At 66.5% G+C, this 26,721-nt stretch carries 25 protein-coding genes, 1 tRNA gene and 1 pseudogene; 14 read left to right on the top strand and 13 right to left on the bottom strand.

The window, feature by feature from the left end; translation table 11 throughout:
- Window positions 1-544 precede the first annotated feature (544 nt).
- The 4 genes from AKJ09_RS30285 (at window position 545) to AKJ09_RS30270 (ending at window position 5,827) form a co-directional block, all read left to right on the top strand.
- Complete coding sequence (locus tag AKJ09_RS30285) at window positions 545-2,404, top strand: carboxypeptidase-like regulatory domain-containing protein (protein ID WP_146651347.1); 1,860 nt, start codon at window positions 545-547, stop codon at window positions 2,402-2,404.
- A 48-nt stretch (window positions 2,405-2,452) separates the two neighbouring features.
- The gene (gene ftsY, locus AKJ09_RS30280) at window positions 2,453-3,706 is read left to right on the top strand and encodes a signal recognition particle-docking protein FtsY (RefSeq protein ID WP_146651346.1); all 1,254 of its coding nucleotides are present in this window, start codon (window positions 2,453-2,455) and stop codon (window positions 3,704-3,706) included.
- A gap of 208 nt (window positions 3,707-3,914) precedes the next feature.
- Entirely contained in the window at window positions 3,915-4,931 is a 1,017-nt protein-coding gene (locus AKJ09_RS30275) for an outer membrane beta-barrel domain-containing protein (RefSeq protein WP_146651345.1), read from the top strand.
- Window positions 4,932-4,951: 20 nt separating this feature from the next.
- Window positions 4,952-5,827 (top strand): outer membrane beta-barrel domain-containing protein, encoded by an 876-nt coding sequence (locus AKJ09_RS30270; RefSeq protein WP_146651344.1) that lies wholly within the window; start codon window positions 4,952-4,954, stop codon window positions 5,825-5,827.
- 204 nt (window positions 5,828-6,031) lie between these two features.
- On the opposite strand, the gene AKJ09_RS30265 is transcribed toward AKJ09_RS30270, so the two are convergent.
- Window positions 6,032-6,784 carry a HEAT repeat domain-containing protein gene (locus tag AKJ09_RS30265; RefSeq protein WP_146651343.1) on the bottom strand — a complete coding sequence of 251 codons (753 nt, stop codon included), beginning with the start codon at window positions 6,782-6,784 and terminating at the stop codon, window positions 6,032-6,034.
- 140 nt (window positions 6,785-6,924) lie between these two features.
- Window positions 6,925-8,364, bottom strand: coding sequence for a cache domain-containing protein (locus tag AKJ09_RS30260; RefSeq protein WP_146651342.1), 1,440 nt, complete (start codon window positions 8,362-8,364; stop codon window positions 6,925-6,927).
- Between the two features lie 68 nt (window positions 8,365-8,432).
- Here AKJ09_RS30260 and AKJ09_RS30255 point away from each other — a divergent pair, with 68 nt between their 5' ends.
- The 3 genes from AKJ09_RS30255 to AKJ09_RS30245 all read left to right on the top strand — a co-directional run bounded on the left by AKJ09_RS30255 (window position 8,433) and on the right by AKJ09_RS30245 (window position 10,557).
- Window positions 8,433-9,467, top strand: a complete 1,035-nt coding sequence (locus tag AKJ09_RS30255; protein ID WP_146651341.1) for a histone deacetylase family protein — start codon at window positions 8,433-8,435, stop codon at window positions 9,465-9,467.
- A 120-nt stretch (window positions 9,468-9,587) separates the two neighbouring features.
- Window positions 9,588-9,660, top strand: a tRNA-His gene (locus AKJ09_RS30250).
- Window positions 9,661-10,215: 555 nt separating this feature from the next.
- Window positions 10,216-10,557 (top strand): DUF4156 domain-containing protein, encoded by a 342-nt coding sequence (locus AKJ09_RS30245; RefSeq protein ID WP_146651340.1) that lies wholly within the window; start codon window positions 10,216-10,218, stop codon window positions 10,555-10,557.
- A 105-nt stretch (window positions 10,558-10,662) separates the two neighbouring features.
- Here the strand turns inward: AKJ09_RS30245 and AKJ09_RS30240 are convergent, their stop codons facing one another.
- Window positions 10,663-11,850, bottom strand: a complete 1,188-nt coding sequence (locus tag AKJ09_RS30240; RefSeq protein WP_146651339.1) for a phospholipase D-like domain-containing protein — start codon at window positions 11,848-11,850, stop codon at window positions 10,663-10,665.
- A gap of 119 nt (window positions 11,851-11,969) precedes the next feature.
- Between AKJ09_RS30240 and AKJ09_RS30235 the strand changes: the two genes are divergently transcribed.
- From AKJ09_RS30235 to AKJ09_RS30225, 3 genes are all read left to right on the top strand, one after another.
- Window positions 11,970-12,689: a protein kinase domain-containing protein gene (locus tag AKJ09_RS30235; RefSeq protein ID WP_169927992.1), complete on the top strand. Its 720-nt coding sequence runs from the start codon at window positions 11,970-11,972 to the stop codon at window positions 12,687-12,689.
- 38 nt (window positions 12,690-12,727) lie between these two features.
- On the top strand, window positions 12,728-13,906 hold the full coding sequence (locus AKJ09_RS30230; protein ID WP_146651337.1) for a cystathionine gamma-synthase: 1,179 nt from the start codon (window positions 12,728-12,730) through the stop codon (window positions 13,904-13,906).
- A gap of 82 nt (window positions 13,907-13,988) precedes the next feature.
- Window positions 13,989-14,600 (top strand): hypothetical protein, encoded by a 612-nt coding sequence (locus tag AKJ09_RS30225; RefSeq protein ID WP_146651336.1) that lies wholly within the window; start codon window positions 13,989-13,991, stop codon window positions 14,598-14,600.
- A 12-nt stretch (window positions 14,601-14,612) separates the two neighbouring features.
- Here the strand turns inward: AKJ09_RS30225 and AKJ09_RS30220 are convergent, their stop codons facing one another.
- On the bottom strand, window positions 14,613-15,086 hold the full coding sequence (locus AKJ09_RS30220) for a tetratricopeptide repeat protein (RefSeq protein ID WP_240488635.1): 474 nt from the start codon (window positions 15,084-15,086) through the stop codon (window positions 14,613-14,615).
- Between the two features lie 38 nt (window positions 15,087-15,124).
- On the opposite strand from AKJ09_RS30220, the gene AKJ09_RS30215 reads away from it, so the two are divergent.
- On the top strand, window positions 15,125-17,140 hold the full coding sequence (locus AKJ09_RS30215; RefSeq protein ID WP_146651334.1) for a hypothetical protein: 2,016 nt from the start codon (window positions 15,125-15,127) through the stop codon (window positions 17,138-17,140).
- Between the two features lie 26 nt (window positions 17,141-17,166).
- Here AKJ09_RS30215 and AKJ09_RS30210 read toward each other — a convergent pair whose 3' ends face one another.
- A complete protein-coding gene (locus tag AKJ09_RS30210) occupies window positions 17,167-17,991 on the bottom strand; it encodes a DUF1223 domain-containing protein (RefSeq protein ID WP_169927991.1) in 825 nt (274 codons plus the stop codon).
- Between the two features lie 105 nt (window positions 17,992-18,096).
- On the opposite strand from AKJ09_RS30210, the pseudogene AKJ09_RS56295 reads away from it, so the two are divergent.
- Window positions 18,097-18,378: pseudogene (locus AKJ09_RS56295) on the top strand (alpha/beta fold hydrolase); the annotation flags it as partial.
- Window positions 18,379-18,385: 7 nt separating this feature from the next.
- Here AKJ09_RS56295 and AKJ09_RS30200 read toward each other — a convergent pair.
- The 6 genes from AKJ09_RS30200 to AKJ09_RS30170 form a co-directional block, all read right to left on the bottom strand.
- Window positions 18,386-19,309 (bottom strand): hypothetical protein, encoded by a 924-nt coding sequence (locus AKJ09_RS30200; protein WP_146651332.1) that lies wholly within the window; start codon window positions 19,307-19,309, stop codon window positions 18,386-18,388.
- Window positions 19,310-19,524: 215 nt separating this feature from the next.
- Window positions 19,525-20,694 (bottom strand): hypothetical protein, encoded by a 1,170-nt coding sequence (locus AKJ09_RS30195; RefSeq protein WP_146651331.1) that lies wholly within the window; start codon window positions 20,692-20,694, stop codon window positions 19,525-19,527.
- A gap of 113 nt (window positions 20,695-20,807) precedes the next feature.
- Window positions 20,808-21,416 (bottom strand): hypothetical protein, encoded by a 609-nt coding sequence (locus tag AKJ09_RS53415; protein WP_169927990.1) that lies wholly within the window; start codon window positions 21,414-21,416, stop codon window positions 20,808-20,810.
- A gap of 58 nt (window positions 21,417-21,474) precedes the next feature.
- Complete coding sequence (locus AKJ09_RS30180; RefSeq protein ID WP_146651328.1) at window positions 21,475-22,224, bottom strand: hypothetical protein; 750 nt, start codon at window positions 22,222-22,224, stop codon at window positions 21,475-21,477.
- The gene (locus tag AKJ09_RS30175) at window positions 22,221-22,775 is read right to left on the bottom strand and encodes an RNA polymerase sigma factor (protein WP_146651327.1); all 555 of its coding nucleotides are present in this window, start codon (window positions 22,773-22,775) and stop codon (window positions 22,221-22,223) included. Before AKJ09_RS30175 ends, AKJ09_RS30180 begins: the two co-directional genes overlap by 4 nt.
- Before the next feature lies 1 nt (window position 22,776).
- Window positions 22,777-23,847 (bottom strand): hypothetical protein, encoded by a 1,071-nt coding sequence (locus AKJ09_RS30170; RefSeq protein ID WP_205633837.1) that lies wholly within the window; start codon window positions 23,845-23,847, stop codon window positions 22,777-22,779.
- Window positions 23,848-23,886: 39 nt separating this feature from the next.
- Between AKJ09_RS30170 and AKJ09_RS30165 the strand changes: the two genes are divergently transcribed.
- Window positions 23,887-24,519, top strand: coding sequence for a hypothetical protein (locus tag AKJ09_RS30165; RefSeq protein ID WP_146651325.1), 633 nt, complete (start codon window positions 23,887-23,889; stop codon window positions 24,517-24,519).
- A gap of 17 nt (window positions 24,520-24,536) precedes the next feature.
- Here the strand turns inward: AKJ09_RS30165 and AKJ09_RS30160 are convergent, their stop codons facing one another.
- The gene (locus tag AKJ09_RS30160) at window positions 24,537-25,019 is read right to left on the bottom strand and encodes an acyl-CoA thioesterase (protein WP_146651324.1); all 483 of its coding nucleotides are present in this window, start codon (window positions 25,017-25,019) and stop codon (window positions 24,537-24,539) included.
- 132 nt (window positions 25,020-25,151) lie between these two features.
- On the opposite strand from AKJ09_RS30160, the gene AKJ09_RS30155 reads away from it, so the two are divergent.
- Window positions 25,152-25,922 (top strand): esterase/lipase family protein, encoded by a 771-nt coding sequence (locus AKJ09_RS30155; protein WP_146651323.1) that lies wholly within the window; start codon window positions 25,152-25,154, stop codon window positions 25,920-25,922.
- A gap of 4 nt (window positions 25,923-25,926) precedes the next feature.
- On the opposite strand, the gene AKJ09_RS30150 is transcribed toward AKJ09_RS30155, so the two are convergent.
- On the bottom strand, window positions 25,927-26,682 hold the full coding sequence (locus tag AKJ09_RS30150; protein ID WP_146651322.1) for a DUF882 domain-containing protein: 756 nt from the start codon (window positions 26,680-26,682) through the stop codon (window positions 25,927-25,929).
- Between the last annotated feature and the right edge of the window lie 39 nt (window positions 26,683-26,721).

The raw sequence follows: 26,721 nt of genomic DNA, 5'->3' as shown, positions 1-26,721 counted from the left end.
TTTCGGGCTAGTGCGCGGTTCGGCTGGGTTCGGCTGGCCTTGGCCTTGCCTGGTCGGCTGGCGCTAGTCGCTTGATCGCTCGGTCGCCTATCGCCTTCGGCGGGGTTTACGCCTCGGGTCGACTTGCTTGCTCGTTTGCTCTACGGATTGGCTGTGGTGGCGGCGGTCGCAGCTTGCTCGTTGTCGGTTCGCTCGCTTGTCGTGCGGCGATTGGTTGGTTGGTTTCGTCGGGGTCGATGTGAGTGAGCAACGCAATGGCTCGTCACGTCACTCGAGTTGGAAGTCGCTCGTCGGTGCGCTCCGGGGATGCCGTGTTCGCATGTGGAGCGCCTCGCGGATCGACGACGTGAATCATCAAATGTTCACTCCGCCTTCAGCAATCGTAACAATCACGTCCGCCACGGATCCCACTCGGGGTGACCGGGGTGCGAGGCGTGCATTTGCGTGGCGCAAACGCATCACCCACCCGACGATCACTCTACATGTGTCGGGCGCCGGCGCGCAGGTTCCTCGCAGAGCTCGTGCAGAAAGGCGTGCGCACACGTTGACACCGATCGGATCCGGTCGACGCCACGCCGCGCCATTCGTCAGGTTCTTCGCGTTCCTCCTCTTTCTCGGCACGGCGCTGACCGGCGTGACGTGGCAACGGGCCGCCGGAGCCGATGGCGTTCGCATCCACGTTCACGGAAGCGGCCGACTGACGGCGCATGCGGCGCGCGATCAAGGCGATCTCGTCTTCAGTGGCTCGCTCGTCGACGATGCCGGTGAGCCGCTGCCGAACGAACAGGTGCAGATCCAGATCTCGCGAGAGTCCGACCCACATGACCCGGCGGTCGCGGAAGGACTGAGAGCTGCGCGAGGGTGTGAGAGAACCGCCGAACGGACGCCAGGTACACACGGAATCCGCCTGGGCGGACCGACCGACAGTCCTGACGTCACCGTCGTCACCGACGAAGGTGGCCGTTTCTGCTTTCGCGCGAAGCTCCCACAAGACCGGCACCGTGCACACCTTGCGTGGAAGGGCGCGAAACTCGTCGAAGGCGCGAACGCGGAGCTCTCGTTCGACCTGTCACGCGAAGCGCTGGTCCTTCGCTTCGATCCGAAACCCCACCTCGTCTCGCTCGACCTTCCGCAGAACGTCTTCGAGGTCTCCGCACAGGTCGAAGACAACGGAGCGTTGCGCGCGAAATCCGGCATCGACCTCACGCTCGCGAACGAGCTCGGAGAGAAGCTTGGCGTGAGTGCGACGGACGCCACCGGCCGCGCCCGCTTCACCATCGACGCGACGAAGCTAGGACCGCCTGGCCTCGGAGAGCTGCGTGTATCGTTCGCGGGAGATACGCCCACCGCGTTCGCGACCGAGGCTGCAGACATCGAGCGACGCGTGAACGTGAGCATGCACGTGCCGACCGCCGAGCGTGGCGAGCTCACGCCACGCGTTCCCGACGACGGCATTCCGATCGTCGTCGAAACCACGTCGGCGATCGGGCCCATCTCGTCGGGCGCCGTGGAGGCGCGCGTCGGCGACGTCGTCGTCGGTGCCGCGCCGGTCGAGCGAGGCGTCGCGCGCCTCGTGCTCACGTTCGCCGCGCAGGGGAACGAAGCGCTCGTTCGCTTGAAGTACGTCCCTTCCGCGCCGTGGTTCGCGTCCGCCGGCGACGCCACGCTTCGTCTGCCGATCCGCGCACAAAGCATCGTCGCGAAGGCGCCTCTGTTTCTCGCCGGCCTCGCCGTCCTCGCGTTCTTCCTCGTCGGGCGCGTGGCGTCGAAGTCCGGAAAGCCCACGCCTCGTGCCGAGCGCGCGCGGGAGGGCGAGATCGTCGAAGCCAAACCGCACATCGAGGTCGTTCGCGCGGCGGCGCGCGGCGAGACCGGATGGCGAGGAAAAGTCGTCGACGCGCACGAAGGGTTCGTCGTGCCCAACGCGACGATCTGGATCGAGCGTGGCACCTTCGAAGGCACCACCACGCTCGCTTCCACCATGAGCAACGCCGAAGGCGCGTTCGAGTTCCAGCTCGACGGACCGCACGTCGGAGGCGAACGCATCGTCGCCGAAGCACCGCTTCACGCGCGGCTGACACAAGGCCTTCCGGCGCCTGGAGAGCTCGCAATCGCCCTCGTCCTCCGCCGTCGTGCCCTTCTCGCACGCCTCGTCGCCTGGGCGAAACGCGTCGGTCCCCCCTTCGACATCCGGCCCGAGGCCACCCCCGGGCACGTCAAACAGGCTGCGAGCGACGACCTCCAGACGGCCCGATGGGCCGAGGCCGTCGAGCGGGCGGCTTATGCGGGATCCACCATCGACGCCGCCACCGAGGCAGAAATCGACGCTCTAGCCCCTCAGAAAGGGCCTCCGAAGCCTGCTGCCCCTGCCCCTCAGACGACCGACGGGCAGGATGACGATTAAGCGTCGTTGACGGCTGAAGGCGCGCGTCTTTATAAGGATGCGCCCCCGATGGACAACCAGCCGCTCGTCCTGATCGTCGTTGCGGTCCTCGCCGCGCTGGCGGTCTACTTCCTCTTCTTCCGGAAGAAGGAGCTGCCGCCCGCAGGCAAGGCCGAGGAACGTGCTGAGCGTCCGAAGCCGCCGGTGCCTGAAAAAGCGGCCCCGAAGCCGAAGGCTGCGGAGGCCGAAGAGGGCGCTGCGCCTGAGATCATCCCGGCGAAGCCGAGCAGGCCGCTCGCTGAGCCTACGCCCGCCCCGGGCGCCGCGAGAGTTCCCTCCGAGCCTCGCGCGGCCGTTGAGCCCGCCGCTCCCCCGCCCCCGGTCGTCTCGAAGAAGGACGTTGCGGGTCTTCGCAAGGGCCTCGCCGCGACGCGCGGCGGGTTCATGGCGCGTCTCAAAGCCATCTTCACCGGCAAGAAGGAGATCGACCCGGCCATCCTCGAGCAGATGGAAGAGGTCATGCTCACGAGCGACGTCGGCGTGAAGACGACCCAAGCCATTCTCGAGCGCCTCCGTGAGGGCATGGCGAAGAACGAGCTCAGCGATGCCGATGCGGTGTGGGCGGCGCTTCGCGCGGAAGCCACGCGCATCCTGTCGATCGGCGGGCCTCGTCCGGCCAAAGAGAAGCCGCTCGTCGTGCTGATGGTCGGCGTGAACGGCGTGGGCAAGACCACGACGATCGGCAAGCTCGCCACGAAGTGGAGCGCGGACGGCAAGAAGGTCGTCCTCGCCGCCGGAGACACGTTCCGCGCGGCCGCTGTTCAGCAGCTCGAAGTTTGGGGCAAGCGCGTTGGCGCGGAGGTCGTGAAGGGCAAAGAGGGCGCCGATCCGGGCGCCGTCGCCTTCGAGGCCACGAAGAAAGCCAACGAAGCTGGCGCCGATGTCCTCCTGGTCGACACCGCAGGTCGCCTTCACACGAAGGTGAACCTGATGGAGGAGATCAAGAAAGTGAAGCGCACCATCGCGAAGGCGATGGACGGCGCTCCGCACGAAACACTTCTCGTTCTCGACGCCACCACGGGTCAGAACGCGCTTACTCAAGCGGCTCTCTTCAAAGAGGCGCTTGAACTCAATGGTCTCATCCTCACGAAGCTGGATGGCACTGCCAAAGGCGGTGTCGTCCTCGGTGTCTGCGACGAGCTCAAAGTGCCCGTTCGCTACATCGGCCTCGGAGAGCGCGCAGAAGATTTGCGCGAGTTCGTGGCAGCCGATTTCGTCGAAGCGCTGTTTGGCAAGGACGATGGCGAGGCAGAGGCCGCGTGAACTTGGAACTTATTTCTCGTCGCGATAGTCAAGTGGCATTGACGTCGCAAATGCACTCTGCATTCTGCGACGCGCGAGACCCTTTTAGAGATTGCTCGGCCGAAAAAAATCGTGATATCGTGCCGCGCGGTTTGGCCATTTGCCTGAATCCCCAATTTTTCTCACGCGTTACGCACACCCGCGCACGTCGAAGCGGAAGGGGTTCGAGATGAAGCAGGCTCGATGTTGGCTCCTCTTGGCAGCAGCACTTTTGCTGCCACAGGCAGCCCTTGCGCAGCCGAAGAAGCCCGGTGGTAAGCCCTCAGCACCCGCGCCTGCACCGGCGCCGGCGCAGGGGGCCCCAGCAACGGGCGGTGCTGGAGGAGAGATCGAGCTCGATGAGCCGAAGCCCGCGGATACCACCGCGCCCCCTGCCGATGCGCAGGGTGCAGGTGCCGCGGGAACGGGCTCGGCGGGCGCTGCAGCCGGCGCGGCCGGTGGTGGCATCTGCGAGATCGACCCGAGTGCATGTCCGAAAGCAGCGGACATCAAGACGCTGTCGGCGCGTGACGTCAAAGCAGACGTTTACGCGGTGCAGCAGATCTACGCGCTGCGTCGTGGTCGTGTCGAGTTGCTCCCGTATTGGAGCTTCTCGCTCAACGACCAGTTCGTCGGACACCCGGGTCCCGGCCTCGGAGTGAACTACTACCTGACGAACGTGCTCGCGATCGGTCTGAACGGAACGTTCTACCAGCCGTTCAACAGCGACTCGGATTTCAACTTCCAGAACCGTCGCGCCACCCGTTTGGCTGTTCCGCTGAACGAGTACCAGATGGGCGCGACCGCGAACTTCACGTACGTCCCGATGTACGGAAAGTTCAGCGGGTTCAACAAGTTCATCTTCCACTATGACGGCTTCATCACGGGCGGCGTTGGTACGATGCGTACCCGCCCGATCGCCGTCATCGACCCGGACAACCGTAAGTTCGATTACGACTGGCGCCTCGCCTTCTCGATCGGCATCGGTCTCCGCGTCTTCCTGAACCGCTGGATCGCCGTCACCGGTGAAATCCGCGACTACATCTATTCGGAGCAGCTCGAGAACACGACCATCGCGGCGACCCCGCAGGGTCAACGTGATTCGAGCACCTGGTTCGGCGACAGCCAGCTCACCAACAACGTCCAGGCCCAGATCGGCATCAGCGTGTTCTTGCCGTTCAGCTGGGAATACAGGCTTCCCAAGTGATTCCCCGAACGAGGAAGGTCATGAAACGACGCTTGTCGGGCACTTCGAAGTCGATTCGGCGCTCCCTGTGCGCTGGCCTGGCTGCTGCCGCTGCCCTTGTGGGCACGCTTGCAGTCTCGAGCCCTGCTTCCGCGCAGGAAATTCAGCTGACGGGTCCGCTCGCCGGAGCCCCTTCGGTTCACAGGCTGCGTAACTACCGCGAAGGACGCTTCGAGCTCGCGCTCGGACCGGGCTTTACCCTTCTCGATGAGTACCAGCGCACGATCTTCGTTGCCGGTCGTCTGCAGTACAACATCTTCGACTGGCTCGGCGTTGGCGTGTTCGGCGGCTTCGGCGCTGCGAACATCAGCACCGACCTGACGGACAAGATCAACTCGACGGCGACGCGCAACTCGCGCACCGCGGTGAACTTGCCGAGCAACGGCGACTACGCCGATCAGACCGGCAAGTTGAAGTGGATGGCGGCACCGCAGGTGACGTTCAGCCCCTTCCGCGGAAAGCTCGCGCTCTTCCAGAAGCTGTTCGTCGACACCGACCTCTATCTCCACGCGGGCGCCGCCTTCGTGGGTGTCGAGGAGCGTGGAGACTGCGGCGTGGGCAAGTGCACGCAGGCGACCAACCCGAACGCCTTCGCCACCAACACGCGCACGGCCATCGCGCCGACGTTCGGCCTCGGCCTCACGCTTTACGCGACGAACTTCGTCAGCATCAACGTCGAGTACCGCGCCTTCCCGTTCTCGTGGAACCGCGGCGGCTTCGACACCCGCGGTGCTGGCCCGGACGCGTCGTTCCCGGACAACCAGATCAACTCCGAGGACCGCACGTTCAAGTTCAACCAGATGGTCTTCGTCGCGGCGGGCTTCTACCTCCCGACGTCGCCGAAGGTCAGCGACTGAGAAGGCTCCTCGCCTCTCCCAGTTCGTAACGGCAGAACGCCAGTGTCTCTCACGAGACGCTGGCGTTCGTGCATTTCGGGCTCGGGTGACGACGCCTGCCGATGCTGGGTCCCACGATCGGCGCGCGCCTCGTCGTGAACGGACACGAAGAAGCCGCGTGAGGCCCGAAAGCCAACACGCGGCTGTTTGCGTTGTTCGGTTGGTTCAGCGCTTCGTGACGACGCCCGAGCCGTTCACGCTGAACTGGGGCGGCAGCGCCTTGCGAACCGCATCGCGCTGCTCCTCCGGGATCTCCCAGCCGAGGGCCGCGAAGCCGTCCGCCGTGCGCGTACGAATGCGAACGCTCTCCTCCTCGAGGAACGCGTCGACGAGGGCCGGCACGGCTTCCGGATCACGCTGCGCGAGCGTGGCGACGACGGCGTGGAAGCGCGCCGGCTCGTTGAAGTCCTGGAGGAACGGCTCGACGGCAGAGCGAATCTGCGGGTGCACGTAGTCCTCGAGCGCCGCGAGGATCTGGAGCTTCGGATCGATGAACTTCGCGTAGTCCGTGTTCCAGCGCGAAAGCCAGGCAACGAGCTCCTCGACGAGGTCCTCCTCGGTCATCAGCTCCTTGAGGATGCGGAGCGGATAGGAGAGGCTCTCCGCCTTGGCAGCGAACGCGCGAATCGGCTCGATCGCTTCCTGGCCCGCCGCGACGATGCCTTCGAACGCAGCGTCCTTCTCCTCCTGATCCGTGATCGAGGGGTCGGTGGCGAACGTGAAACGCTTCAGCAGGCCCTCGACCGCGTCCGCCGACTTGAGCTTGCACAGCTCGGCGATGGCCTCCTGGCGGTCATACGCTTGCGCGCGCTTGCTACCGGCAGTTTCCGCGTATTTCGCAGCGGCCGAGGCGGACTTCCTTTCGCCACTGCTCGTGCTGCCTTTGCTCTTGGTTTTGAAGAGATCGAAGAGGCCCATCGGGGTGCCCAACCTAAGTCGACCCTGGGCCGCATGCACGCAAGAATCGTCGCGTTTGCGCGCGAGGGGGGCGCGGGGTGGCGCCGTCGAGCTTTCGCGAGCTTGTCGCGTGCACTCGACGGCCCTCCGATCGCCGCGGCTCAGCCGAGCGGCACGGCGAGAAGCACGACTTCCCGGCCGTTCGACTGCACCTGGTAACGCACGGGACGCCCGTGCTTCGAGCTCGCATCCTGCTCCATCCCCTGAATGCGGGAACGGAAGGCCTGATCCGTGATGTGGTCGACCTGCTCGCCGAGCGAGCGCTTGGCGTTGATGTACTCGCGGTAAAGGCGCGCGTAGTAGGCGTCCGCCGGCTCTGCCGCGAGACGCCCAGCGTCGACGTCACCCGCCGACGACGCGGCTCCGCCCCCTCCACCGCCCTGGCTGCGGTCGACGGAGAGCGCATCGCCGAAGTTCGCCGCGGTGGGTGCCTTGGAGACGCGGCCCTCGTCGTCGGTGTTGTCTTCCTCGACGCCCATCAGCTGGTTGAGGAGCTGATCGATGCGGAACGCGAGGCCCCCGAGCTCGGCATGATCGAGCTCGAAGCGCTTGTCCGACTGGCCGTTGAGGATGCCGAGGAGGCCTTCCTCGAGCGCCGCGATCGGACGCGAGATGTAGTTCCCGAGGAACCAGCCGCCCGCGAACACCAGGATGAGACCGAGCGCCGTGGCGCCCAGAATCGACAGCGGAATCGTCGACGCCGACGGAAGCAGCGAAGCCGGCGCCGCCGCGACGACCGCCGTGCGCTTACCGTCGCCGAAGCCCGAAAGCGGTGCGGTCGCGAAGATGACGTCGTGCGAAGCGCTCGCCACGACGTTGCCGTTCGCCAGCGCGTTCTTCACGTCGCCGACGCCTTCGGTGACCGCCTTCTTCACGTCGTCGCCCGCGTGCGAGCTCGCGACGATGTCGCCACTCGACGTGACGAGGAGCAGACCTCGTCCCGTGGCCACGTCACCGACGCGAGCGAGCGCGTCGTTCAGCGGCGTGCCGAGAACGAGCATGCCTGCCGAACGCCCTGCTTCGTCGCGCACCGGCGCGTACGACGCGATGTACTGATCGGCGCGAGCCTTGTCGGTCCAGATGTCCGAACCGGGGTAGCTCTTCTGAATCGCGTCCTTGAACGCGGGATACGACGCACCGATGTCGTCGCCGCGATTCAAATCCGATCCGTTACGACCGACGATCTTTCCTGACGCGTCGACCACCGCCACGATGGAGGGCTTCGAGCCCAACGAGCCTTGCGCCGCGCTCGCGATCTGATCGCAAAGCTGGCGCGCAGCATCTCCTCGCGCGTCCGGTGTGGCTCGACCAAGCACCGCACGTGTCGCGGGCTCGGCAGATTTCATGGCGAGCCAGCGCTCCGCTCGAAGTCCATCGAGCTGGAGCTGAGCGGCGGCGCCCGAGACGTCGCGCTGAGCGCTCGTCTTGAGCTGCCCCACGCTGCTCGTTGCGTCCACCAACTGCGTTCGGACAATCGCAAAGGCGAGAAGTCCGATGATGAGCATGATCACGGCGTTGACAGCGATGATCTTGTTTCGCATTCCGCCCTCGGAACGTTTCTTGGAACAGCTAAGGGACGCTATCATCGGCAGCTCGACTGCGGCAACCCATGACTGACGCGCTTCTACTCTCCGATCCGCGGTTCTTCCGCCACCGCTCCGGGGGGTACCATCCCGAGCGCCCCGAACGACTCGACGCAGCACGTGCTGCGATCGAGCGCGCGCAACGTGGCTCGGGCCTCGCCTTCGCACCGATCGAGCCGCGCGCCGCGACCGAAGAGGACATCGCACGCGTTCATCGGCCTGAGTTCCTCAGCTGGTTGCGCACGCTACGTGGCGATCAGGGCTACATCGACGCCGATACCTACGTCGGCCCCGAGAGCATCGCGATCGCCGAGCTCGCTGCTGGAGGTACCGTCGCCATGGTCGACGCGATGATCGACGGCCCCGTGCCGCGGGGCGTCGCACTCGTTCGACCTCCCGGTCACCACGCGCGACCCGACCACGCGATGGGTTTCTGCCTGCTCAACAACGTGGCCATCGCCGCCGCCAAGGCCCGCGCTCGCGGTTTGTCCCGCGTGGCCATTGTCGACTGGGACGTCCACCACGGGAACGGCACGCAAGACGCCTTCTACGACGACCCGAGCGTTCTCTATATCTCGACGCACCAGTTCCCCTTCTACCCAGGCACCGGCGCTGCGCCCGAGGTCGGCGAGAAGGACGGCAAGGGCTACACGCTCAACGTGCCGCTCGGCGCAGGCGCGGGTGACGGCATCTACCGCTCGGCCTTCGAGCGCATCATTCTCCCTGCCCTCGAGGAGTACGCGCCCGAGATGATCCTCGTCAGCGCAGGCTTCGACGCTTCGGCCCGCGATCCGCTCGCCGAGATGAACCTGTCCGCCGAAGCGTTCGGTTGGATGGCCCGCGCCCTCCGCCGCGTCGCCGACCGAACCGCGGCCGGACGGATGGCCCTCGTCCTCGAAGGCGGCTACGACCTCGTGGCGCTCGAGGCCGGCCTCCTCGCCGCCACACGCGGCATGATCGAGGCCACGGCCCTGGAAATTCCGAGGTCTCCTGACCACGACGACCTCGCTCGGGCCAGCGCCATCGCCAAGCAGACCTGGAGAGGCGTCGACCAGGGCTGACCCTCGAATTCCGCGATTCTCTCCGGTCGCGCTCGAAAACCTGGGCGATTTCGGCAGGCCACCCGCACAACACACTTGCAACTCAGCGGCCCGTAAGTAAGGTGACCGCGGTTCGTCACGGTGGCCGTAGCTCAGTTGGTAGAGCGCTGGATTGTGGCTCCAGCTGTCGCGGGTTCAATCCCCGTCGGTCACCCAAAGTCACGTTGAGTCACGTTCGAGGGGGGGAGCTGCGCTGCCCCCCCCCTCGAGCTCCCCCCACGCGGAGCATTTGCGGGGGGCCGATGCTTCGCGCTCGGATAGCAGCGAAAGCGCTCGCAGTGGGCCAATCGGCCGATCCTGCGGTTGCCGATGCCGCGCTAGGCGCAGCTCGCAGGTAGAGCCGCCGGTGTCGACTTCCCCACGCTAAGGCATTGTGGGGGCCGATCCTTCGCGCTTGGACGGAACCGAAAGCGCTCGCAGCAGGTCGATCGGCTGATGCTGCGGTAGCCGATGGTGCGGTGGGGTTGGCCCCTGCTGCAGTATCGGTCGGTTTCTGCGCAACGCGTGAAAGCTGCCGGCCTCGAGTTTTCCCCCGCGAATGTCGCGGGGCCGATGCTTCGCGGTCGAGTGGACCTCGCGGCAGGTCGACGAGTCTCTCCTGCCCGTAAGTTCGCGATTCGTGGGATCGGCCTCTTGGGACTCGAGCGTGGCCAATGGCCGACGGGCCTCGGAGCTTTACGCCGGGGCGGGATAGAGCCAACATCCTGGCATGTGGGCTCGTATCGGGGCGTTCGTGGCATTGCTGGCGGTGACGGGATGCCAGGCTTCGTTGCCTGACAAGGTGGCTCTGTCGCCGGAGGCGCAGAACGTCGAGATGCTCAGCGATCCGCCGAACCTCGAGGTTTACGAGCCCGCCGGTGAGGTCAGTACCCAGGTCATCGGACGCGAGGTGGGGGAAACCTTTCGACAGGCCTTCAACGCACTACGCAACCAGGCCCACGCCAAAGGTGCTTCGTTCGTCATGATCGAAGACGTCGCTTCGCACGCCGCTTGGGACCTCAGCGGACGCACCATCGTTTCCGTTTCCGGAACTGCCTTTCGTCCCAAGTGACCGGTCGCATTTCCTGAGAGCCTCGGACAAAACGAAAAACCTCCGGGTGGCTGACCCGGAGGTTCGAAGCATCACGAGCGCGTGTGCGTGCCGCGCTCGAATGCGTTAGCGCGGCGTGCCGGCCGCGAAGTCTTGCGCGATGACCGTCTGAACCTTCGCGACTTCGGTGGTCGCGTCGGTCACGACACCGAGCTCACGATTCTGGAAGAGCGCGGTCGGCGTGAAGTTCTGCGAGCCAACGAACGCAAGCGCTCCGTCGACGACAATCGCCTTCGCGTGGATGTAAGGCTTGGAGAGCCCCACGATAGGAATGCTCTTGGCCTTCATCTTGGTGAGCATCTGGAGCTCCGCGGGCGTTTCCTCGTTGTCGCCGGGAGCCGTGGTGACGATGCGAACCTTCACGCCTGCGTCTTGGGCGGCGATGATGGCGTCCGTGAGTGCGCTGTCGCTCAGCGACTGAATCTCGACGTCGAGCGTCTTCTTCGCGCTCGCGATGAGCGCCGTGAGACGACCGCGCGGATCCACCGGCTGGGCCTCCGACGGAGAGACCACGAGCTTGCCGTTGAGCGAGACCGTCGTGCTCGTGTAGTCCGCGTTGAAGATCGTTTCCGCGTCCGCCACGTCCTGCGGATCGGAGTCCGTCGCGATGAATTCGCGATTGTCCCTCGCGCTCGTGCCGGTCAGGTTCATCGTCATGATGAGAACCTTCGCACCGTCGATGATGACCGCTTTTTCGTGCGTGAACGTGTATGCGCCCGGTGCATAGACGACGTCCACGCCCGCCGCCTTCAGCTTGTTGAACGAGGTGGTGTTGTCGCCACCGTTCGGCGGGAAGTTCTTGTTGAGGACGACCTTCACGTCCTTGCCGGCCTTGTGCAACGCGATGAGCGCATCCTGCACGGTGGTGTTCGTGAGGAGGTACATCGTCATGTGCACGCTCTTCTTCGCGCCCTGAATCGCGGAGATGATCGCCGCGGCCGAGTCCGAAGGCTGCACCTGGATCGTGACGTTCGAGCTGCGCGGCACGGGCGGGGCGTCGACCGTCCCCGAGCTGCCGCCCTCGCCGGGCACATCGCCCTCGTCGCCGGTCGTGGGATCGCCGCTGCTCGCACCGACTCCGCTCGTACCGCCGGGCTGCTTCAGCTCGGCCGTGTTGCAAGCGGCCACGCCGAGGGCCGCACCGACAACGAGCACCGAGGCAAGAACCCACGCCCACGACTTGCGCGTCACGCGCGCCTCCGGCGCCGACTCGCCCTCCGCCTCACCAACACTCGACTCTCGAGACAACGACAAGACTGAAGAAAAGCGAGGTGACCGCTGACTACGCGTTTGCACGGCCCTACCATGTACCGGCGTCGAAGATCGGGCCAGTCTCAAATTCGCCAATGCTTGTCAGCGAGGTAGCCCCTGGAGTGCTGGAAAAGCGACTCTCCTCGCGAGAGCTCGCCGAGCCGGAGGCTTGGACCGCGATTCGTCACGAAGCCTTCTTGCTCACGGCACTCGGCGGTCGCAGCACGCCTACGTTGCTCGCGAGCGGCGAAGACGCCCGCGGCCCCTGGCTGCGCATGGCGCGCGTCCCCTTCCCGACCCTCGCCCAACGACTCGAGAGCGCTTCGGGCCCGCTCGAATCGTCGTGGCTCGAACGCGCGACGCGAGCCTCTTTCGCAGCGCTCGCCACGTTGCACGAAGCCACGGACGCGCGTGGAGGCCTCGCCGTCGTTCACGGCGACGTCAGCCCGGCGAACCTCGCCATCGACGACGAAGGCCGCACCGCCACTCTGCTCGACCTGGGCCTCGCAACGTTTCGTGACGCACCACGACGTGACGGCGCCTTCCGCGGAACGCTCGCCTACGCCGCGCCGGAGGTCGCCCGCGGCGAGCCCCCGACCGTACGAAGTGATCTCTTCGCCCTCGCCGCCACCCTCCTTCACGGGGTGACCTTCGCCATTTCCAGGCGCGGCACCACCGCCGCGGCCCTGCTGCTGAACGCCGCCGAGGTGCCGATTCTCTCTCCCGAGCTCCGGAAGATCGCCGAACGCGGCCCTGGCCACGCCGCGATCGTCGCCTGCCTCGCGCACGACGCCGAGGCTCGGCCTGCATCCGCGCGCGACGTCGTGCTCGCGCTCGCCTGAGGGCCTTTTTCCCTGGACCGCGTGCTAGGGAAGGGCCCATGCACGACGAAGGGCCTCGCCTCGACACGCTCTGCATCCACGCCGGCCAGGAACCCGATCCCGTTTCGGGCGCCGTCATGACGCCGATCGTACTCGCGAGCACGTTCGTGCAGGACGGCCCTGGCGCACACAAGGGCTACGACTATTCGCGCGCGGGCAACCCGACGCGCACGGCGCTCGAAGGTTGTCTCGCAGCGCTCGAGGGCGGCAAGCACGGCGTTGCGTTCGGCAGCGGCTGCGCGGCCACCACGGCCGTTCTGCTTTCGCTCAAGGCGGGCGACCACGTGCTCGTCTGCGACGACGTCTACGGCGGCACCTTCCGCATCTTCGACAAGGTCCTCAAGCAGTGGGGCCTCGAGGCGACGTTCCTCGACATGAGCGATCCGGCGAAGGTCCGCGAAGCGGTTCGCCCGAACACGCGCCTCGTCTGGCTCGAGACGCCCTCGAACCCGATGCTCAAGATCTTCGACATCGCCGCGATCGCCGATGTCGCCAAGCAGGCCGGCGTGCCCCTGGCCGTCGACAACACGTTCGCCACGCCGATGCTCCAGCGACCGCTCGACCTCGGCGCGTCGATGGTCGTCCACTCCACGACGAAGTACCTCAACGGCCACTCCGACGTGGTCGGTGGCGCGGTCATCACGAGCGATGAGGGACTCGCGGAGAAGCTCCATTTCCTGCAAAAGTCCGTTGGTGGTGTCCCGAGTCCGTTCGATTGCTACATGGTGCTCCGCGGCCTGAAGACGCTCGGGGTCCGCATGAAGCAGCACGTCAAGAGCGCGCAGGTCCTTGCCGACCATCTCGCACGTCATCCGCAGGTCGAGCGGGTCTTCTACCCGGGCCTTGCCTCCCACAAGGGCCACGAAATCGCGGCGAAGCAGATGAAGGGCTTCGGCGGCATGATCAGCTTCGAGCTCGCCGGCGGCCTCGACGCGGCGACTGCCTTCCTCAAGAACCTCCGCATTTTTGCGTGCGCAGAGAGCCTTGGCGGCGTCGAATCGCTCGCCGAGCACCCGGCGATCATGACCCACGCCAGCGTGCCGGCGGAAGCGCGGCGGGCCATAGGCATCGGCGACGGGCTGATCCGCCTGAGTGTGGGTGTGGAAGATCTCGACGATCTGAAAGACGACCTCGAGCGCGGCTTCAAGGCAGCTCGGGATCCGCGCGCTGGCGGGTGAGCCCAGGAGTAATGTTAGAATGACGGGAACGCGGCGAGGGCCCTCGGCCCAACCCGGCTTTCTTCTCTCTGGGAGATCATCGATGCTCATCCGACGCTTCAACCGCTCCGAACGGCACGTCCTCGCTGTTCTCACGCTCGCGGGCACGACCGCTCTCGCCATCGCCGCGCCGGGCTGCTCGGACGACACGCCGGCCACACCGCGCGTCACGCTCTCCGCGGACGTTGCGAAGGGCAACTTCACCACCGCGGAGTGTCCGGACAGCAACCCGGCGTTCCTCACGATCGGCAGCTTCGGCAACCCGGCCGCCACGCCGGCGGAGCAGGTGAACCCGATCGACGACGGTGCGACCGATCAGCAGGGCGTGGTCAGCGTGACCTGCTCGGTCGTTCCGACCAACGACGGCTTCACCGTCAAGGCGACGACGAGCCTCTCCGGTGCCACGGGCGGAGCGTTTCGAGTCGAAGGCTTCTTCAAGCCTGCGCAGGACAACTCGAACATCGACATCTCGCTCTCGCACCTCGGGACGACGTATGCGCAAAAGAACTGCACGGCGAGCTTCACCGAGCCGCTGCAGACCGTCGCGGCAGGCCGCGTTTGGGCCGTCGTGACCTGCGACTCTGCTGCGGCTCCGAGCCTGCAGCGTACGTGCAAGACGACCACGCAGTTCCGTTTCGAGAACTGCGGACAGTAACGCCCGAGCCCGTCAGGGCTTCATCGACTCGAGGAGCGCCTCCACTTCGAGGCGCACCTCGAGCTCGGGCTTCGTCTTGAGGAACGCCTCGAGATAGCGTCGCGCGGCCGGATCGTCGCCGCGTGCGGCGTACGCAAGGCCAACGGCATAGAGCGCATCGCCGTCGGCCGGGGCTTGCTCGAGCGCTTGCATGCCTTCTTTGATGGCGCCACGAACGTCACCGAGCTTGCGCAGCACGTGGCAGAGCGCGATGCGCGCGCCGAGGTGCTTGGGCGCGATGAGCAAACACGCGCGGTACGCGTCGCGCGAAGGCTCGAGCTCGCCGACCTCGTAGAACGCCTGGCCTAGGAAGAAATACGCGTAGGGGTTCTGCGCGTCGGCCGCGAGGATGTCCCTCAGGACCTCGAGCGCCTCCCGGTAGCGCTCCTCATGGAGGAGGTCGGTGGCTTCTTCGACGGCATCCCAGTGAGCAGCGTCCCGGTCCATGCCGAAGCGGGCTAGCATGCCGCGCCGGGAACGCGCAAATGCCGTCGCCAAGGACCGCCCATAGGACCGCGCAATGGTCCGGATCAGGTGCGTTTGCCGCACTGATTCCGCTCGCGATCGGTGCGCTCTTCTGGCTTCCGAGCCTCCCGGCCGCACACGGCTTCTTTCCGGCACCGCTCGACGACGTCTACATCCACTTCGACTTCGCGCGGTCGCTCGCCCAAGGTCATCCCTTCGAGTGGATCCCCGGTCAGGGCTACTCCTCAGGGGAGACATCGCCGCTGTATGCGGTCCTGCTGGCGCTGGGCTACCTCATCGGTTTCCGTGGGCCCCTGCTGGGCCTCTGGGCGGCGATTCTCGCCGTGGCCTCTCTCGCACTGCTCGTGCGATCGGTGCAGTCGCTCGTGCGTCCCTGCCCTCCCTGGCTCGCATGGGGCGCCGCGCTCGTTCCGTTCTCGGTGGGTCTCGTCGACTGGTCCTTCTTCAGCGGGATGGAAGCGGCCCCCTTCGCCGGTGCCCTCTCCGGCGCACTGGTGGCCCTCGACCGAACGCGTGCTCCGCATCAGGCGCGGGGAGGCATGACGCGCGAGCGTGCCCAGCTGCGCCTCGGACTCTGGGGCGCGATCCTGTGTCTGCTGCGTCCTGAGTCGGGGGTCCTGGTGGCGCTGCTCGCGGTGATCGCAGCGCGCGGCGTGTCCCGTCGTTCGGGGATCGCGGCCGTGCTTCGCGTTGCCATCCCCGGAGCGCTCGCGACGGCGTTCGTGCTTGGCGCAAACCGCCTGGCGACGGGGGAGACGCAGTCGGCCGGTGCGCAGTTGAAGCTTCTTTCGTCGAATCCGTACCTCTCCGAGGACGACCGTGCGCGAGCGTTCGTCGAGAACCTCGTCACGTTCTTCGTCAAAGGTGTGCGCTCCGAGCTGGCAAGCGTCCGCGCGGGTTCGCTCCTCGTTCCCGGACTCGCGCTCGTCGGACTCGCCTCACGAAGCAAGCGTCACGTGACGGTCGCCTGCTTGCTCGGCGCCGTCGCGTGGTCGCTCCTCGTCTCTTGGAACGGCAATTCCCCGTTCCACAACTTCCGCTACTACGTGCCGGCGCTGGTGATGGTTCTCGTCGCGACCACCATCGGGATAGCGACGATCGCCCGTGCTCGACGCGGCCGAGCATTCGCCGCGGTCGCCTTGATGGCAACGTTGGGCCTTGGCTCCACGCGCTTCCCCGCGCAGCTGCGGTACTACCGAAACGCCGTCGCCAACGTGCGCGATCAGCAGGTCGAGACGGGTGAGCGCCTCGCCAAACTCACACCCGATTCCGCACGCGTCCTGCTCGGAGATGCGGGCGCCATCCCCTTCGTCTCGGGCCGCACCGCCATCGATGCACTCGGCCTCGGCGGCTACCAGCACATGCCCTTCGCGCGCGCCGCTGTCTTCGGGGAAGCGGCGACCGTCGAGCTCATCGAGCGCCTCGATCCACGCGAGCGGCCAACTCACCTCGCGCTCTATCCGAACTGGTTCCAGGCCATCACGGCACGCTTTGGCACCGAGATCGATCGTGTGACGATCGCGAACAACGTCATCTGCGGTGGCCCCGTCAAAGCGATCTACCGCGCCGACTGGAGCCCGCTCGAAACGCCCCATGCGCAAGCACCGAACGTCGTCGACGAGATCGACGTCGCGGATGTCTTGAGCGAAGCGGAGCACGCCTACGTCTCCCCTGCCCCTCGAGGTGGCTGGACGGCGATGGACGTTCTCGACGACCACGGCGCCCGGAAGTTCGACGGCGGGCGCATCATTCCCGAGGGCGCCGCGGAATCGTTCGTCGTGAGGCACGTTCCCCCCGGTGGCCGCGCCAAGCTGGTCGTGCGCACGGACGACGAGGCGAAGCGAATCCGCGTCCACACCCGTGCGAGTGACACGGAGCTCGTGCTCGGCGAACCGCGTAGTGGCGCATGGCGCTCGGCGACGGCCGTCGTGGACCTCGTCGAGAACGAGCGCGTCGAGCTTCATGCCGTCGGCGCGGCGTTCCGAGACTTCCACGTATGGATCGAGAGTCCCTGAGGATGGCGTAACGCCTCCTCTACCCATCATCGGCGCGCGAGGGGTGCGGTCGCAGCAGCGAGGACGCGTCGACTCGCCCGCTCCTGCACGAACGCGACGACCGAGAACGTGGAGCCGTCGGGAGCCGCGACGGGGGACGGAGGAACGATGGTCGTGCGGATCGTCCCGCCCTTCGCGGCGACGGTCGTGACGGTCGCGAGACTGCGCACGATGCTGGTGTGGTCGAGCGTTCGGCCGCCATTTTCGCCGCGCGGAACCGCGACCCGCCCTCGATCCTGAACGACGGCGACCAGCAGTTCCGCATCCGCATCCGCACCCCGAGGAAGCGGACTCACCGTTGCCGTGACGTCGAACGCACCATTCGCTGAAGACGCCGCGTCGAGCGCAATCGTCGCGTGAGGTTGCTTCGCGGAGGCCTCGACTGCGCTTTCGATGGCCGAACGTCGGCTGCCGGTCGTCTCGGTACGTCCGTCGACGACGGCCTGCGGCGTATATGCGCCTTCGCGCAAAACGGAATAAGTCTGCTGGCGAGAAGTGCCTCGCGCACTGGCGAACGGATCGGGCCAACCGAGCTCGTCCCAGTAATCGACGTGATGCGCGAGCGTGACGATGCGCGCGCCGCGGACGGGTTGCTCTCGCGCGAGTTTCGCGACGACGTCGTCGGCGGGCGGACAGCTCGAGCAGCCCTCCGACGTGAAGAGCTCGACCAGAACGGGGACATCGGCAGCGACTGGTTGGACTCCCGAACCTCCATGAATTGCCCGCTCGGACGCGAACGAACCGGTGACGAAGAAAATGGCGGCAACTCCCAGCCCTGCCGCGCCCGCGAAAAGGTACGAGGTTTTCTTCATGTCGGTGTCGGGAGTACGCACGACGACGGAATCGGTTTCGATCACTCGTCGAGTGGCGGGCAGGTCCTTCCGAAGCGACACTTCACCGAGGCGCCGGGCTTCCGTATGCACTACGTCGACGTCGTCCCCGACCATATGGGCTTCGGCAAGAGCGCGACGCCGCAAGACCGCAGCTATTGGTTGCAGGACCACATCGACAATCTCGAGCGCTTCGTCCTATCGCTCGATCTGAACGACATCACGCTGGTCATGCATGACTTTGGCGGGCCCGTCGGGATGGGACTCGCTGCGCGTCACCCCAACCGAATTCGCAGGCTCGTCGCCATCAATGCTCCAACACCATTCGGGCAGAACGACCTGCTCGCCCGCGTGACCGCGAATGCGCAGCGTCCGTTCAGGACGCGCGTGCGCGGCGGGCAGCCTGCAGCGCAGCGGCAGCGCGAGAACCGACCTCGCGTTGGGACATCAGACGATCGGCGGCCTTGAGGGCGACCGAATCGTGAGGATCGCGCTCGAGCACCCGCTCCACGTGATCGATGGCAGGCGACGGCTTGGCGAGCTCGCCCGTGTAGAGCTCGATGAGACGACGCCGGCGCGACTTCTTCACGGCTTCGTCCGAGGCGACATCGATGCCGAGTGCAGCCTCGAGCACTTCGGCGGCAAGCGCAGCGCGTTTCGTCGCTCGACAATGAGCTTCGATCGCGTCGAGGAGCTTCGCGTTGACCGGAACGAGCGTGACGAGCTTTCGGCAACCGTCGTCCGAGACCATGTCGCTAGGTACGATCGTCACGAGGCGATGCAGAGCCTGCGTGGCCAAGACCTGAGGCGGCTTCGGGGGCGTCGCCGCCACGCGCGCGTAGAGCTCGACGAGCCGTCGCGAGGCCATCGACTTCTCGAGGCGCCGCTCGAGGCGACCGAATGCGTCTTCGTGGTCGGGCACGAGCTCGATCACGCGCTCGAGGAGCGCGGTTGCCCCTTCGGCGTCGCCGAGGACTCCCGACGTGAAGTCCACCGCATGCATGAGCACCTCGGCCTGCTGCCTCGGCGGCAGCCTGCGCATCCGAGGTCCGGCCACCGTGTGGCGATAGCCGTCCGCGACCTCCTTCTCCCGACCGTCACGCACCGCGTTGACGTGGAACTTCTCCCAGAGCTCTGCGAGGGAGTCCCCGGCCGAGAGCTCCGCGAGAAGCCAGTCGAGCACCATGAGCGGATTGTCGAGCCTCACCTCGAGCGACATTCGCAGCCGCTCACGTCGGTGGTCGCGCGCTTTCTCGGCAGACAGCGCAACGGACGCCGTCGACTGCTTCGCATCGGCCATGGCCGGAGTTTACCGCACTTCGCGGACTTGGCGTTCGTCGGTCATCGAGCTCACCGGCGCACGCCACCGACAATGTGCTCTCCGATCCTACGAACGCCCTCGCGGCAAGCATCGGGCGACGTCGCGAGCACGAGGCCGAGCTCGCGCTCGAGTCGGAGGGGCGACGGTCGGGCGTTACGTACCGGATCGGCGCGCGACCGCGCTCCGCGTAGCGCTTAGGGGAACGTGACTTCTTCCGTGTTCGAGACTTGCCCGGACGGTCCCGTCGCGGTCGAGATGATGCGGTACGTGCCGTCGGGCAGGTCGATGCCGGTCCCCGTCTTGAAACTGCTCGTGCAGCCCAGCGACGTCCAGCTGGTGTTCGTCTTCACCTGCACCAGGGCGGTGCCCCTCACCTTCGTGGTCGTGCCTCCCGTCCCGGAGACCTCGACGTCGTCGAGCTCGAGGCGATTGAGTGGGAAGTGCTTCACACCGCCGGCGACCTTGCTTTGAACGTTCAACCCGTAGGCCTTCACGACGACCGGATACGTTTCGGGGAGAACCGCGGTGTTGAAACGATCGAGCGTGCGAACAGGCTCCTTCACGGAGTCGGCTTCCATGGTCACGCACTCGGGCGTCGTGTTCGGGAACGCCGGATCGATCGGGTCGAGATCGACGGCGAAGGTGACGGTCTTCTGCGTGAGCTTCGTCAGATTTCCTTCGGACAGCGTGACGGGCTTCTTTCCGTCCCCGAGCGAAATCGAATACGTCTCGGCAGGCAGGATGCGGTCGAGGTGCGTCGCTCCGGCGGCGATCTCACTCGCGCTCAACGCGAACTGATCGAAGTCGAACGACGAGAGGCTGGGCGTCTGCGTCGTGAGCCCGGAGCTGGTCCCGAGCGTCACCACGGCGGGCGCGGGTACCGAGACCGTCGCGAGCGTGACGTTCTTCGACCAGACGAGAGGCCGATCGAGCTCGATGCGGAGCCCTGCCGGCTTCACCGTCCAGACCTTTCCAGCCTCGAGAATTCCGCTCTGTCTCCAGAGGTGACCGTAGACACCGTAGCTCTGGAGCCCTGCTTGGAACGCCCCGGAGAGGCCGAGCGGCCTGAAGTCCACGGCATAGTTGCCGGGGACCAGGTCGGCGCGAGCGCCCGGCGTGAGGGTCGCCGCGGTCGTGGTGCCGGAACGAACCACCACCTGGCCCTTGAAGCCGTCGTCGAGCCACGCCGGCTGTTCGAGGTAGACGGCGCCCATGCCCGCCTTCGGCTTCGTGCGCTTCGTGAGATCCGAATCGGAGCTGAAGGCGTCGGCTCCATCCCCCTCATCGGGGGCGGCGCACCCTTGAGCGAGCGCTCCGAGCAAGGACGTCATCGTGGCGAGAACGAGCAGATGGGTCTTTTTCATGGCGGCTCCGATACGGACGAGAGCGAGGCTCCGTCGTGTGCGCCGCTACGACAGGACCACCTACGGTCGGTCGCACGAAATCGACCGCCGTCGTGATTTTCTCGTCCGCGCCGCTATTCGCAGCCGAAATACAGCGCGCTGTCCGCCTGACTGCACTTGAGCGAATAGCTCCCGCTGGGGCAGTGGTGCTCTTTCATGCACGGGCAGAGATCCTGGACGGACGCGGTCGCGCAGTCGGACGGGAGGGTCTGGCAGCTCCCCTCCTTCCAGCTGTCGGATGCCGAATCGTAAGCCATCGCGCAGTATTGGCCCTCCGCGCAGGTCTTCGAGTTGCACGTCGCTGCGGTGGGCTTCGTGGGTTGGCTCCCCCCTCCACTGCCGGGGCAGAGCGACGCGAAGTCTTTGGCGTTCGCGATGTCGTCACACGATTTGTTCTCGAAGCACGTGAGCTGATCGCTGGTCACGCTCGTGTTGCACACGACATTGGAGCAATCCGCCTTCGCCCCGTCCTGCGTGGCGCCGCACGGGACGATCTTGGCGGCGCATCGGCTCACGCAGTCGGAGCTCGAGACGGTTTTCGAGCCAGATCCCGAAGAGCCATTGGAACCCGAAGAGCCATTGGAACCCGAAGAGCCGTCCGAGCTCGACGAGCACGCGGCCGAGGCGAAGAGGCAAGAGACGACGACGAGGAAGGACACGCAAGAGCGGCGGAAGTGCGTCATGTCAGCCTATTTGGAGGCCGGTATGACTTCCGTCACTTCGCGCTCGTCGTTTTCTCGCTCAGGGCACGACGAGATCGATCGTCGGCAAGAACACGCTGTTCGCATGCGCCTTGCGAAATGCCTGCGCGCGTCGCTCGGCGTCCGCCGTTCGATGGAGCTTGGCTAGGGCCTGGATCGCGATCGCCTCACGCTCCTCTTGGAGCCGTCCCTTCGGATAGCGAGCGGCATGGACGTCGGCGGCCTCGAGGGCACCTTCGAGATCACCACGGCCGAGCGCCGTGCGCGCCCGTTCGACGAGCGCACGCTCCGCCGCAAGCGACACGTCGGGCTCGTACGCCGTACTGGACGCGGTCACGGCAGCGGCCGTCCGCAAGGGAGCCACGTTCGCCGGCGCATCGACGGACGAGCGCGTGGCGACCGCAGACTCCACGGGCGGCGCGGAAACGACCGGTGGGACGGGGCGGTCGACCGACGCCGAAGGAGAAGCCGCGCTGCTCTCGACGACCCGAGGAGCCGGTACCGTCAGCGCCGCGTGGACCGCCGCGCCAGTGCCGCCTCCGGCGAGAAACGCGAGCCCGATCCACGGAGCGGCCTTCGCCGTGAGTCCGAGCTGCGCGGCCTTGGCCGAGGTGGCGACCTTCGCCGCGGCTCCACTCTTTGCTGCCGTAGCGGCGGCGCCCGTGGCGACGGTCGACGTGACACGCGCCATGAGTCGCACGGCGAGCTCGTCCGAGACGTCGGGACGTCGCGTTTCGGCAGCGAGCGCGCGCGAGGCGAGATCACTCAATTGCTCGAGCTCGTCGCTCATGGCTTGCTCCTCGCGTTCTCGAGCGCCTTCTCCAGAGCGGCACGCGCGAGCCGCAACCGCGAGTACGCGGTGTTGAGCGGAACATCGAGCACCTTGGCGATCTCGGTGACGGGCGTCCCGTCGATGTCGTGCATCACGATGAGGCGCCTCTTTTCGATGTCGAGGGAGTCGAGCGCCTCCACGAGAATACGACGCAAGCGCTCGTCATCGAGGGCCTCGTCCGGCATCGGCGCCAGAGCCGCGGCCTGCTCCTCCGAACCGCCGACTTCCTTCTGATGCCGTGCGAGGCGCCGGTGATCGCGAGCGATGCGATAAACGAACGCGAACACCCACGGCCGAAGGGGACGCGTTCGATCGAACTCGCCGAGGTGACGATGGATACTCACGAAGACGTCGTGAGCGACATCTTCGAGCTCCGCATCCGAGACGCCGAGTCGTCGGAGCGAGTGGAGGACGTAGCTGAGCTCGGAGCGATAGACCTCGTCGAACGAGATGGCGCTCGCAGGCCTCTCTTCGTGCGCCGCCGCGCGAGGGTCGGCCACCGCCGTCATGTCAAAACCGCATCCTCGCACCGAGCGCAGCGCGACCAGCGACGGAGGGCGAGGACCAGACCTCCGTGCCGGAGAGCTGCAGCGCCATCTTCGAGAGCGGCGCGACGGCTTCGAGGCTCAGGACGAGCGCCAGCGGCTCGCTGACCCGCATCTCGACTCCTGCGCGGACACCGGCGGAGACATAGAGCGCCGACGCCGTCGACGGAACGTCGACGCCCGTGCCCTCGCCGCGAAACGCGCCGAGCCGTCCGACGACACATCCGAAGAACATCTCCGCATGCACGCAGGGAACGAGTGCGGCCGACAAGAGTGAGGCGGACACCTCCCGCGTCGGAGCCCCAGCGTCGCGTGATGCGGGCAGCGTGGCCTCGGCTTCGACGGAAGCACTCATGAGGCCCGAGCGGATCCCGGCGCCGAGGTCGACGGCCCCCGTAAACGACGGAAGCTCACCGGCGAGTCCGGTGCCGGAAATGCCAACGTGGAAGCTCGGACGTGACGACGGAGTCACGTCGCGGTCGGATCGATCTGGAGGAGGAGTCGGCGACGCAGAGGGCACCGCCACCTCGTCGACCGGATGGCTCTCCGCCGGCAAAGATGGTGCGGGAAGCGGCGGAGGCTCCTCCTGTCCGCCGAGGCTCGCGGGGTCGAGGCGAATGGCGATCGCCGTTGCCAACGCATCCGCGAGCTCGCGACAGTCGTTGTTGGCCGACGCGATCTCGTGATGACCGGGCTTCGGCCCCTGGATATCGAACGATCCAGCAAGACCACGTACGCCTCTTCGCTCGAAGCGCACGTGGACGACCTGCTCGGCGTCCGGCGCGAACGGATCGTAGCCAAGGCGCGCACTCAGAACGTCCCGCATTTCGCTCTCGCTCGGGCACCTCAGCGACGTCGGATCGGTCGAATACGCGAAGCGGGCGCGGGCGCGCGCGCGGGCGCGGGCCTCGGCGTGAGCCGTGGCCGTGACGGTCGCGGAGGCGAGAACTCCGAGGACGATCAGGCTGATGGCGGACGGACGCACGGGCCCAGTTTGACGGTTCGCGCGCGCGATGCCACGAAGAAGTTGGGCCACGACGGGACGCCCGCCGCGAAGCTGCTAGAGTCGCGCCGAATGGGTTCACGTCGTCGTTCGCGAAATCAGAGTGCGACGGCGCTTGTCCCCCGCGTTCCCGTCGTCATCCTCGTCATCCTCGCGGCGAGCCTGACAATGACGTCGCTCGCATGCGAACGCAGGCTCGACGTCGGCCACGATCGCGAGAGCGACGGTGACGGAACGAAGGCCGCGACTGACGGCGTCGGGCCCGACGAAAGCAATCCGAGCGAGGCGGGCCCGACCGATGCGTCGGCTGCAGACTCTTCATGCGCCGCCATCTGCCAAAAGCTCCTCGCGTGTGGCTACACCGATGCGTCCGCCATGACGAAGTGCAACGCGGAGTGCGCCGTGACCCCGCGGTCGTTTCTCGACTGCATCGCGGCAAGCACGTGCCAGACGCTCCTGGCGTGCGGTCCTAGCTTCCCCGTGTTCGCCCCTCCGGACAGCGGTAGCTCGGGGAGCTCGGCGACGTGCAAATACGCGTGCGACGACATCAAGTTCTTCGGGTGCATCAGCGCCGCCGAGCACGCCAACTGCCGGACGCTCTGCGATACCAAACCGGAAGACGTGCTCCAGACCTTCATCCAGTGCAAGGAAGCGACGTCGACCTGCCCCGAGCGCATCGACTGCTACGACGAGTTCGCGAAGTAGCGAGCTCGACTCGGCGCTCAGGAGGCGCTTGCTTCGTCCGAGCGCTTGCGAAGCGCTTGACCGAAGGCGAGGCGGATACCGTCGGGGATGCGCGTCGGTCGGCCGGTGGCGAACTCGATGAAGCCCCACGTCGTCATTGCCTTGGCGACGATCGTCTCCTTGCCGTCGTCGCCGAGCCGAACGATGTCGGTGGCTCGCCGACACTTGGCAGCGAACACACTGTCGATCCACGTTCGCAGTTCGAGCCGCTCACCGCGTAAGACCGGACGCAGGTACTCGATCTCGTGCCGCCGAACGACGAAGACCCCACCAAGCTTGCGGTACGCCTCGACGTCGAGCCCGACCGCCTCGGAATGGGCCAGCGCCACATCCTGAACCCATTGCAAGTAGCTGATATTGCTGGCGTGGCCTAACTGATCGATAGCCTCGTCACCGACGGTCATGGGAAGGGTGAACACGGCCTTGGGGTCCGTGGGCTCGTCCGTGGGGGAGGCGATCATGCGGGCGATGGCACCCTAGCAACAAACTGGTGACCCTCGCACGGATCGTGCTTGTTTGAGTGCAACGGACCGGTTCGAGGGCTTCGGGGGACCTCGTCCGAACATCCGCGCCGACACCCTCAGGCAACCCGAATGGCGCTCGACGATACGTTCAAGTCCCTCACCAGGCACGACGCGATCCCGCCGCTTTTCGGCGCGTACGCCCCCACGTTGCGTGTGCACGTGACCGAGACGATCGCCACGCTCCGCGAGGTCGTGCTCATGCCGCTCGACCTCATCCCGGTCGTCCCGCAGGCGATGGTCCCGAACGACGACGTGGTCGTGCTCGTCCACGGGTTCTTCGCCAGCGCTGGCGTTTTCCGCCCGATGAAAGAGCGGCTCGTCCAGGCGACGGGCGCCAAGGTGGCGAGTTTCACGCATGCGCCTGGCGCGGGTGTCGAACGCATTGCGAAAAGTCTTGCGCGCCTGATCGACCGCATCCCTCACGGCTGCCGGATCCACCTCGTGGGCCACAGCCTCGGCGGCCTCGTCGCGCGCTGGTACGTCCAGGAGCTCGGCGGGCACGAACGCATCGCGCAGACCGTTTCGCTCGGCAGCCCCTTCGGCGGCACCGAGCGCGCGCGCCCCTTCCCCTTCCTCGTCGGCGCCGATCTTTGCCGAACGAGCCCCCTCCTCTCGCGCCTTCGTGCTCGCGCGCACGAACACGCCGTCCCTCACACGTCGATCGTGGGCGACGCCGACGCGATGATCGTCCCCAACGAGAGCGCCGTGTTCCCGCGGGGCGACGTGCACGTTCTGCCGGGCCGTGGGCACAACACGTTGCTCTTCGACCCGGAGTCGATCGGGCACGTGACCGAACGCGTGCGCAAGCTCCAGCGCGACGACGCCGCGAAGAAGCTCTGAGCGCTCAGTAGCGCGAGCCGGATCCGGTCGACGAGGCGGTCTCGGGTAGGTCCATCGCCGGCAGGTACGCGTCGTCGCGCGCCGCGCGTTTGGGATCACCGATGCGCCGCTCGCGCCAAGTCACGTGCGGAGGCGAAGCGTCGAGCCAGTGGTAGCTCTCGTCGCGCACGTCGAGATGCACGTACTGCGTCTTGGGGTGCGTGTAGATGCCGACGCCAGCCCGCGGATAGCCACGAAGGTAGGACGCGAGAACGGACGCGCGCACGCCCTCGAGTGCGAAGTCGAGCGCTTCGCCGGTTCCGTGCTTGCCTCGCGCTCCTTTGCGCGTGGCGCTCACGATCGCGATCGGCGCGTTCTTGAAGTGGTACGCCGCGCGAGCCACGAGCTGAACGAGCCGAGGGTCGAGGATCTCGGGCTCGGTCGTATCCTCTCGCGCGGTCGATGCAATCTGCATGAATTGCAGAGCGGCAGCGTCGTCGAGCTCTCCGCGTGCGTCGTAGAGACGGACTCTGCCGTGCGCCCCCGTGTTCCGGCATCGCACGTGGAGCTCGGGAAGCCCCGTTGCCCAGGCGCTCTCGACGTGCGCGGCGGTCGATACTCCGCTGCTCGTCACGAGCGATCGGACGCCTCCCTCGAGGCTGTGAATCATGCGGGGCTCGGGCGTCGCGCCGGAAGATTGCGAAGCGAGAACGGCGCTGCCGCCGAAGAGCACACTTCCCGCAAGCACGACGGTCACTGCGAGAAAAGCCGCCGCGCGCATCGGCCGGAGCTTAGCACCTTGCGGACGGCAGCCACGATT

Origin of the sequence: Labilithrix luteola (genome assembly GCF_001263205.1) — a bacterium.
Classification (GTDB): domain Bacteria; phylum Myxococcota_A; class Polyangia; order Polyangiales; family Polyangiaceae; genus Labilithrix; species Labilithrix luteola.
This window is presented reverse-complemented; position numbering and strand designations above follow the sequence as displayed.

What these genes read in the sequence shown, in the direction of transcription:
- ftsY (WP_146651346.1), top strand. Translation starts at nt 2,453, where the DNA reads ATGGACAACCAGCCGCTCGTCCTGATCGTCGTTGCGGTCCTCGCCGCG.
- AKJ09_RS30275 (WP_146651345.1), top strand. Translation starts at nt 3,915, where the DNA reads ATGAAGCAGGCTCGATGTTGGCTCCTCTTGGCAGCAGCACTTTTGCTG.
- AKJ09_RS30270 (WP_146651344.1), top strand. Translation starts at nt 4,952, where the DNA reads ATGAAACGACGCTTGTCGGGCACTTCGAAGTCGATTCGGCGCTCCCTG.
- AKJ09_RS30265 (WP_146651343.1), bottom strand. Translation starts at nt 6,784, where the DNA reads ATGGGCCTCTTCGATCTCTTCAAAACCAAGAGCAAAGGCAGCACGAGC.
- AKJ09_RS30260 (WP_146651342.1), bottom strand. Translation starts at nt 8,364, where the DNA reads ATGCGAAACAAGATCATCGCTGTCAACGCCGTGATCATGCTCATCATC.
- AKJ09_RS30255 (WP_146651341.1), top strand. Translation starts at nt 8,433, where the DNA reads ATGACTGACGCGCTTCTACTCTCCGATCCGCGGTTCTTCCGCCACCGC.
- AKJ09_RS30245 (WP_146651340.1), top strand. Translation starts at nt 10,216, where the DNA reads ATGTGGGCTCGTATCGGGGCGTTCGTGGCATTGCTGGCGGTGACGGGA.
- AKJ09_RS30230 (WP_146651337.1), top strand. Translation starts at nt 12,728, where the DNA reads ATGCACGACGAAGGGCCTCGCCTCGACACGCTCTGCATCCACGCCGGC.
- AKJ09_RS30225 (WP_146651336.1), top strand. Translation starts at nt 13,989, where the DNA reads ATGCTCATCCGACGCTTCAACCGCTCCGAACGGCACGTCCTCGCTGTT.
- AKJ09_RS30220 (WP_240488635.1), bottom strand. Translation starts at nt 15,086, where the DNA reads ATGGACCGGGACGCTGCTCACTGGGATGCCGTCGAAGAAGCCACCGAC.
- AKJ09_RS30215 (WP_146651334.1), top strand. Translation starts at nt 15,125, where the DNA reads ATGCCGTCGCCAAGGACCGCCCATAGGACCGCGCAATGGTCCGGATCA.
- AKJ09_RS30210 (WP_169927991.1), bottom strand. Translation starts at nt 17,991, where the DNA reads ATGAAGAAAACCTCGTACCTTTTCGCGGGCGCGGCAGGGCTGGGAGTT.
- AKJ09_RS30200 (WP_146651332.1), bottom strand. Translation starts at nt 19,309, where the DNA reads ATGGCCGATGCGAAGCAGTCGACGGCGTCCGTTGCGCTGTCTGCCGAG.
- AKJ09_RS30195 (WP_146651331.1), bottom strand. Translation starts at nt 20,694, where the DNA reads ATGAAAAAGACCCATCTGCTCGTTCTCGCCACGATGACGTCCTTGCTC.
- AKJ09_RS53415 (WP_169927990.1), bottom strand. Translation starts at nt 21,416, where the DNA reads ATGACGCACTTCCGCCGCTCTTGCGTGTCCTTCCTCGTCGTCGTCTCT.
- AKJ09_RS30180 (WP_146651328.1), bottom strand. Translation starts at nt 22,224, where the DNA reads ATGAGCGACGAGCTCGAGCAATTGAGTGATCTCGCCTCGCGCGCGCTC.
- AKJ09_RS30175 (WP_146651327.1), bottom strand. Translation starts at nt 22,775, where the DNA reads ATGACGGCGGTGGCCGACCCTCGCGCGGCGGCGCACGAAGAGAGGCCT.
- AKJ09_RS30165 (WP_146651325.1), top strand. Translation starts at nt 23,887, where the DNA reads ATGGGTTCACGTCGTCGTTCGCGAAATCAGAGTGCGACGGCGCTTGTC.
- AKJ09_RS30160 (WP_146651324.1), bottom strand. Translation starts at nt 25,019, where the DNA reads ATGATCGCCTCCCCCACGGACGAGCCCACGGACCCCAAGGCCGTGTTC.
- AKJ09_RS30155 (WP_146651323.1), top strand. Translation starts at nt 25,152, where the DNA reads ATGGCGCTCGACGATACGTTCAAGTCCCTCACCAGGCACGACGCGATC.
- AKJ09_RS30150 (WP_146651322.1), bottom strand. Translation starts at nt 26,682, where the DNA reads ATGCGCGCGGCGGCTTTTCTCGCAGTGACCGTCGTGCTTGCGGGAAGT.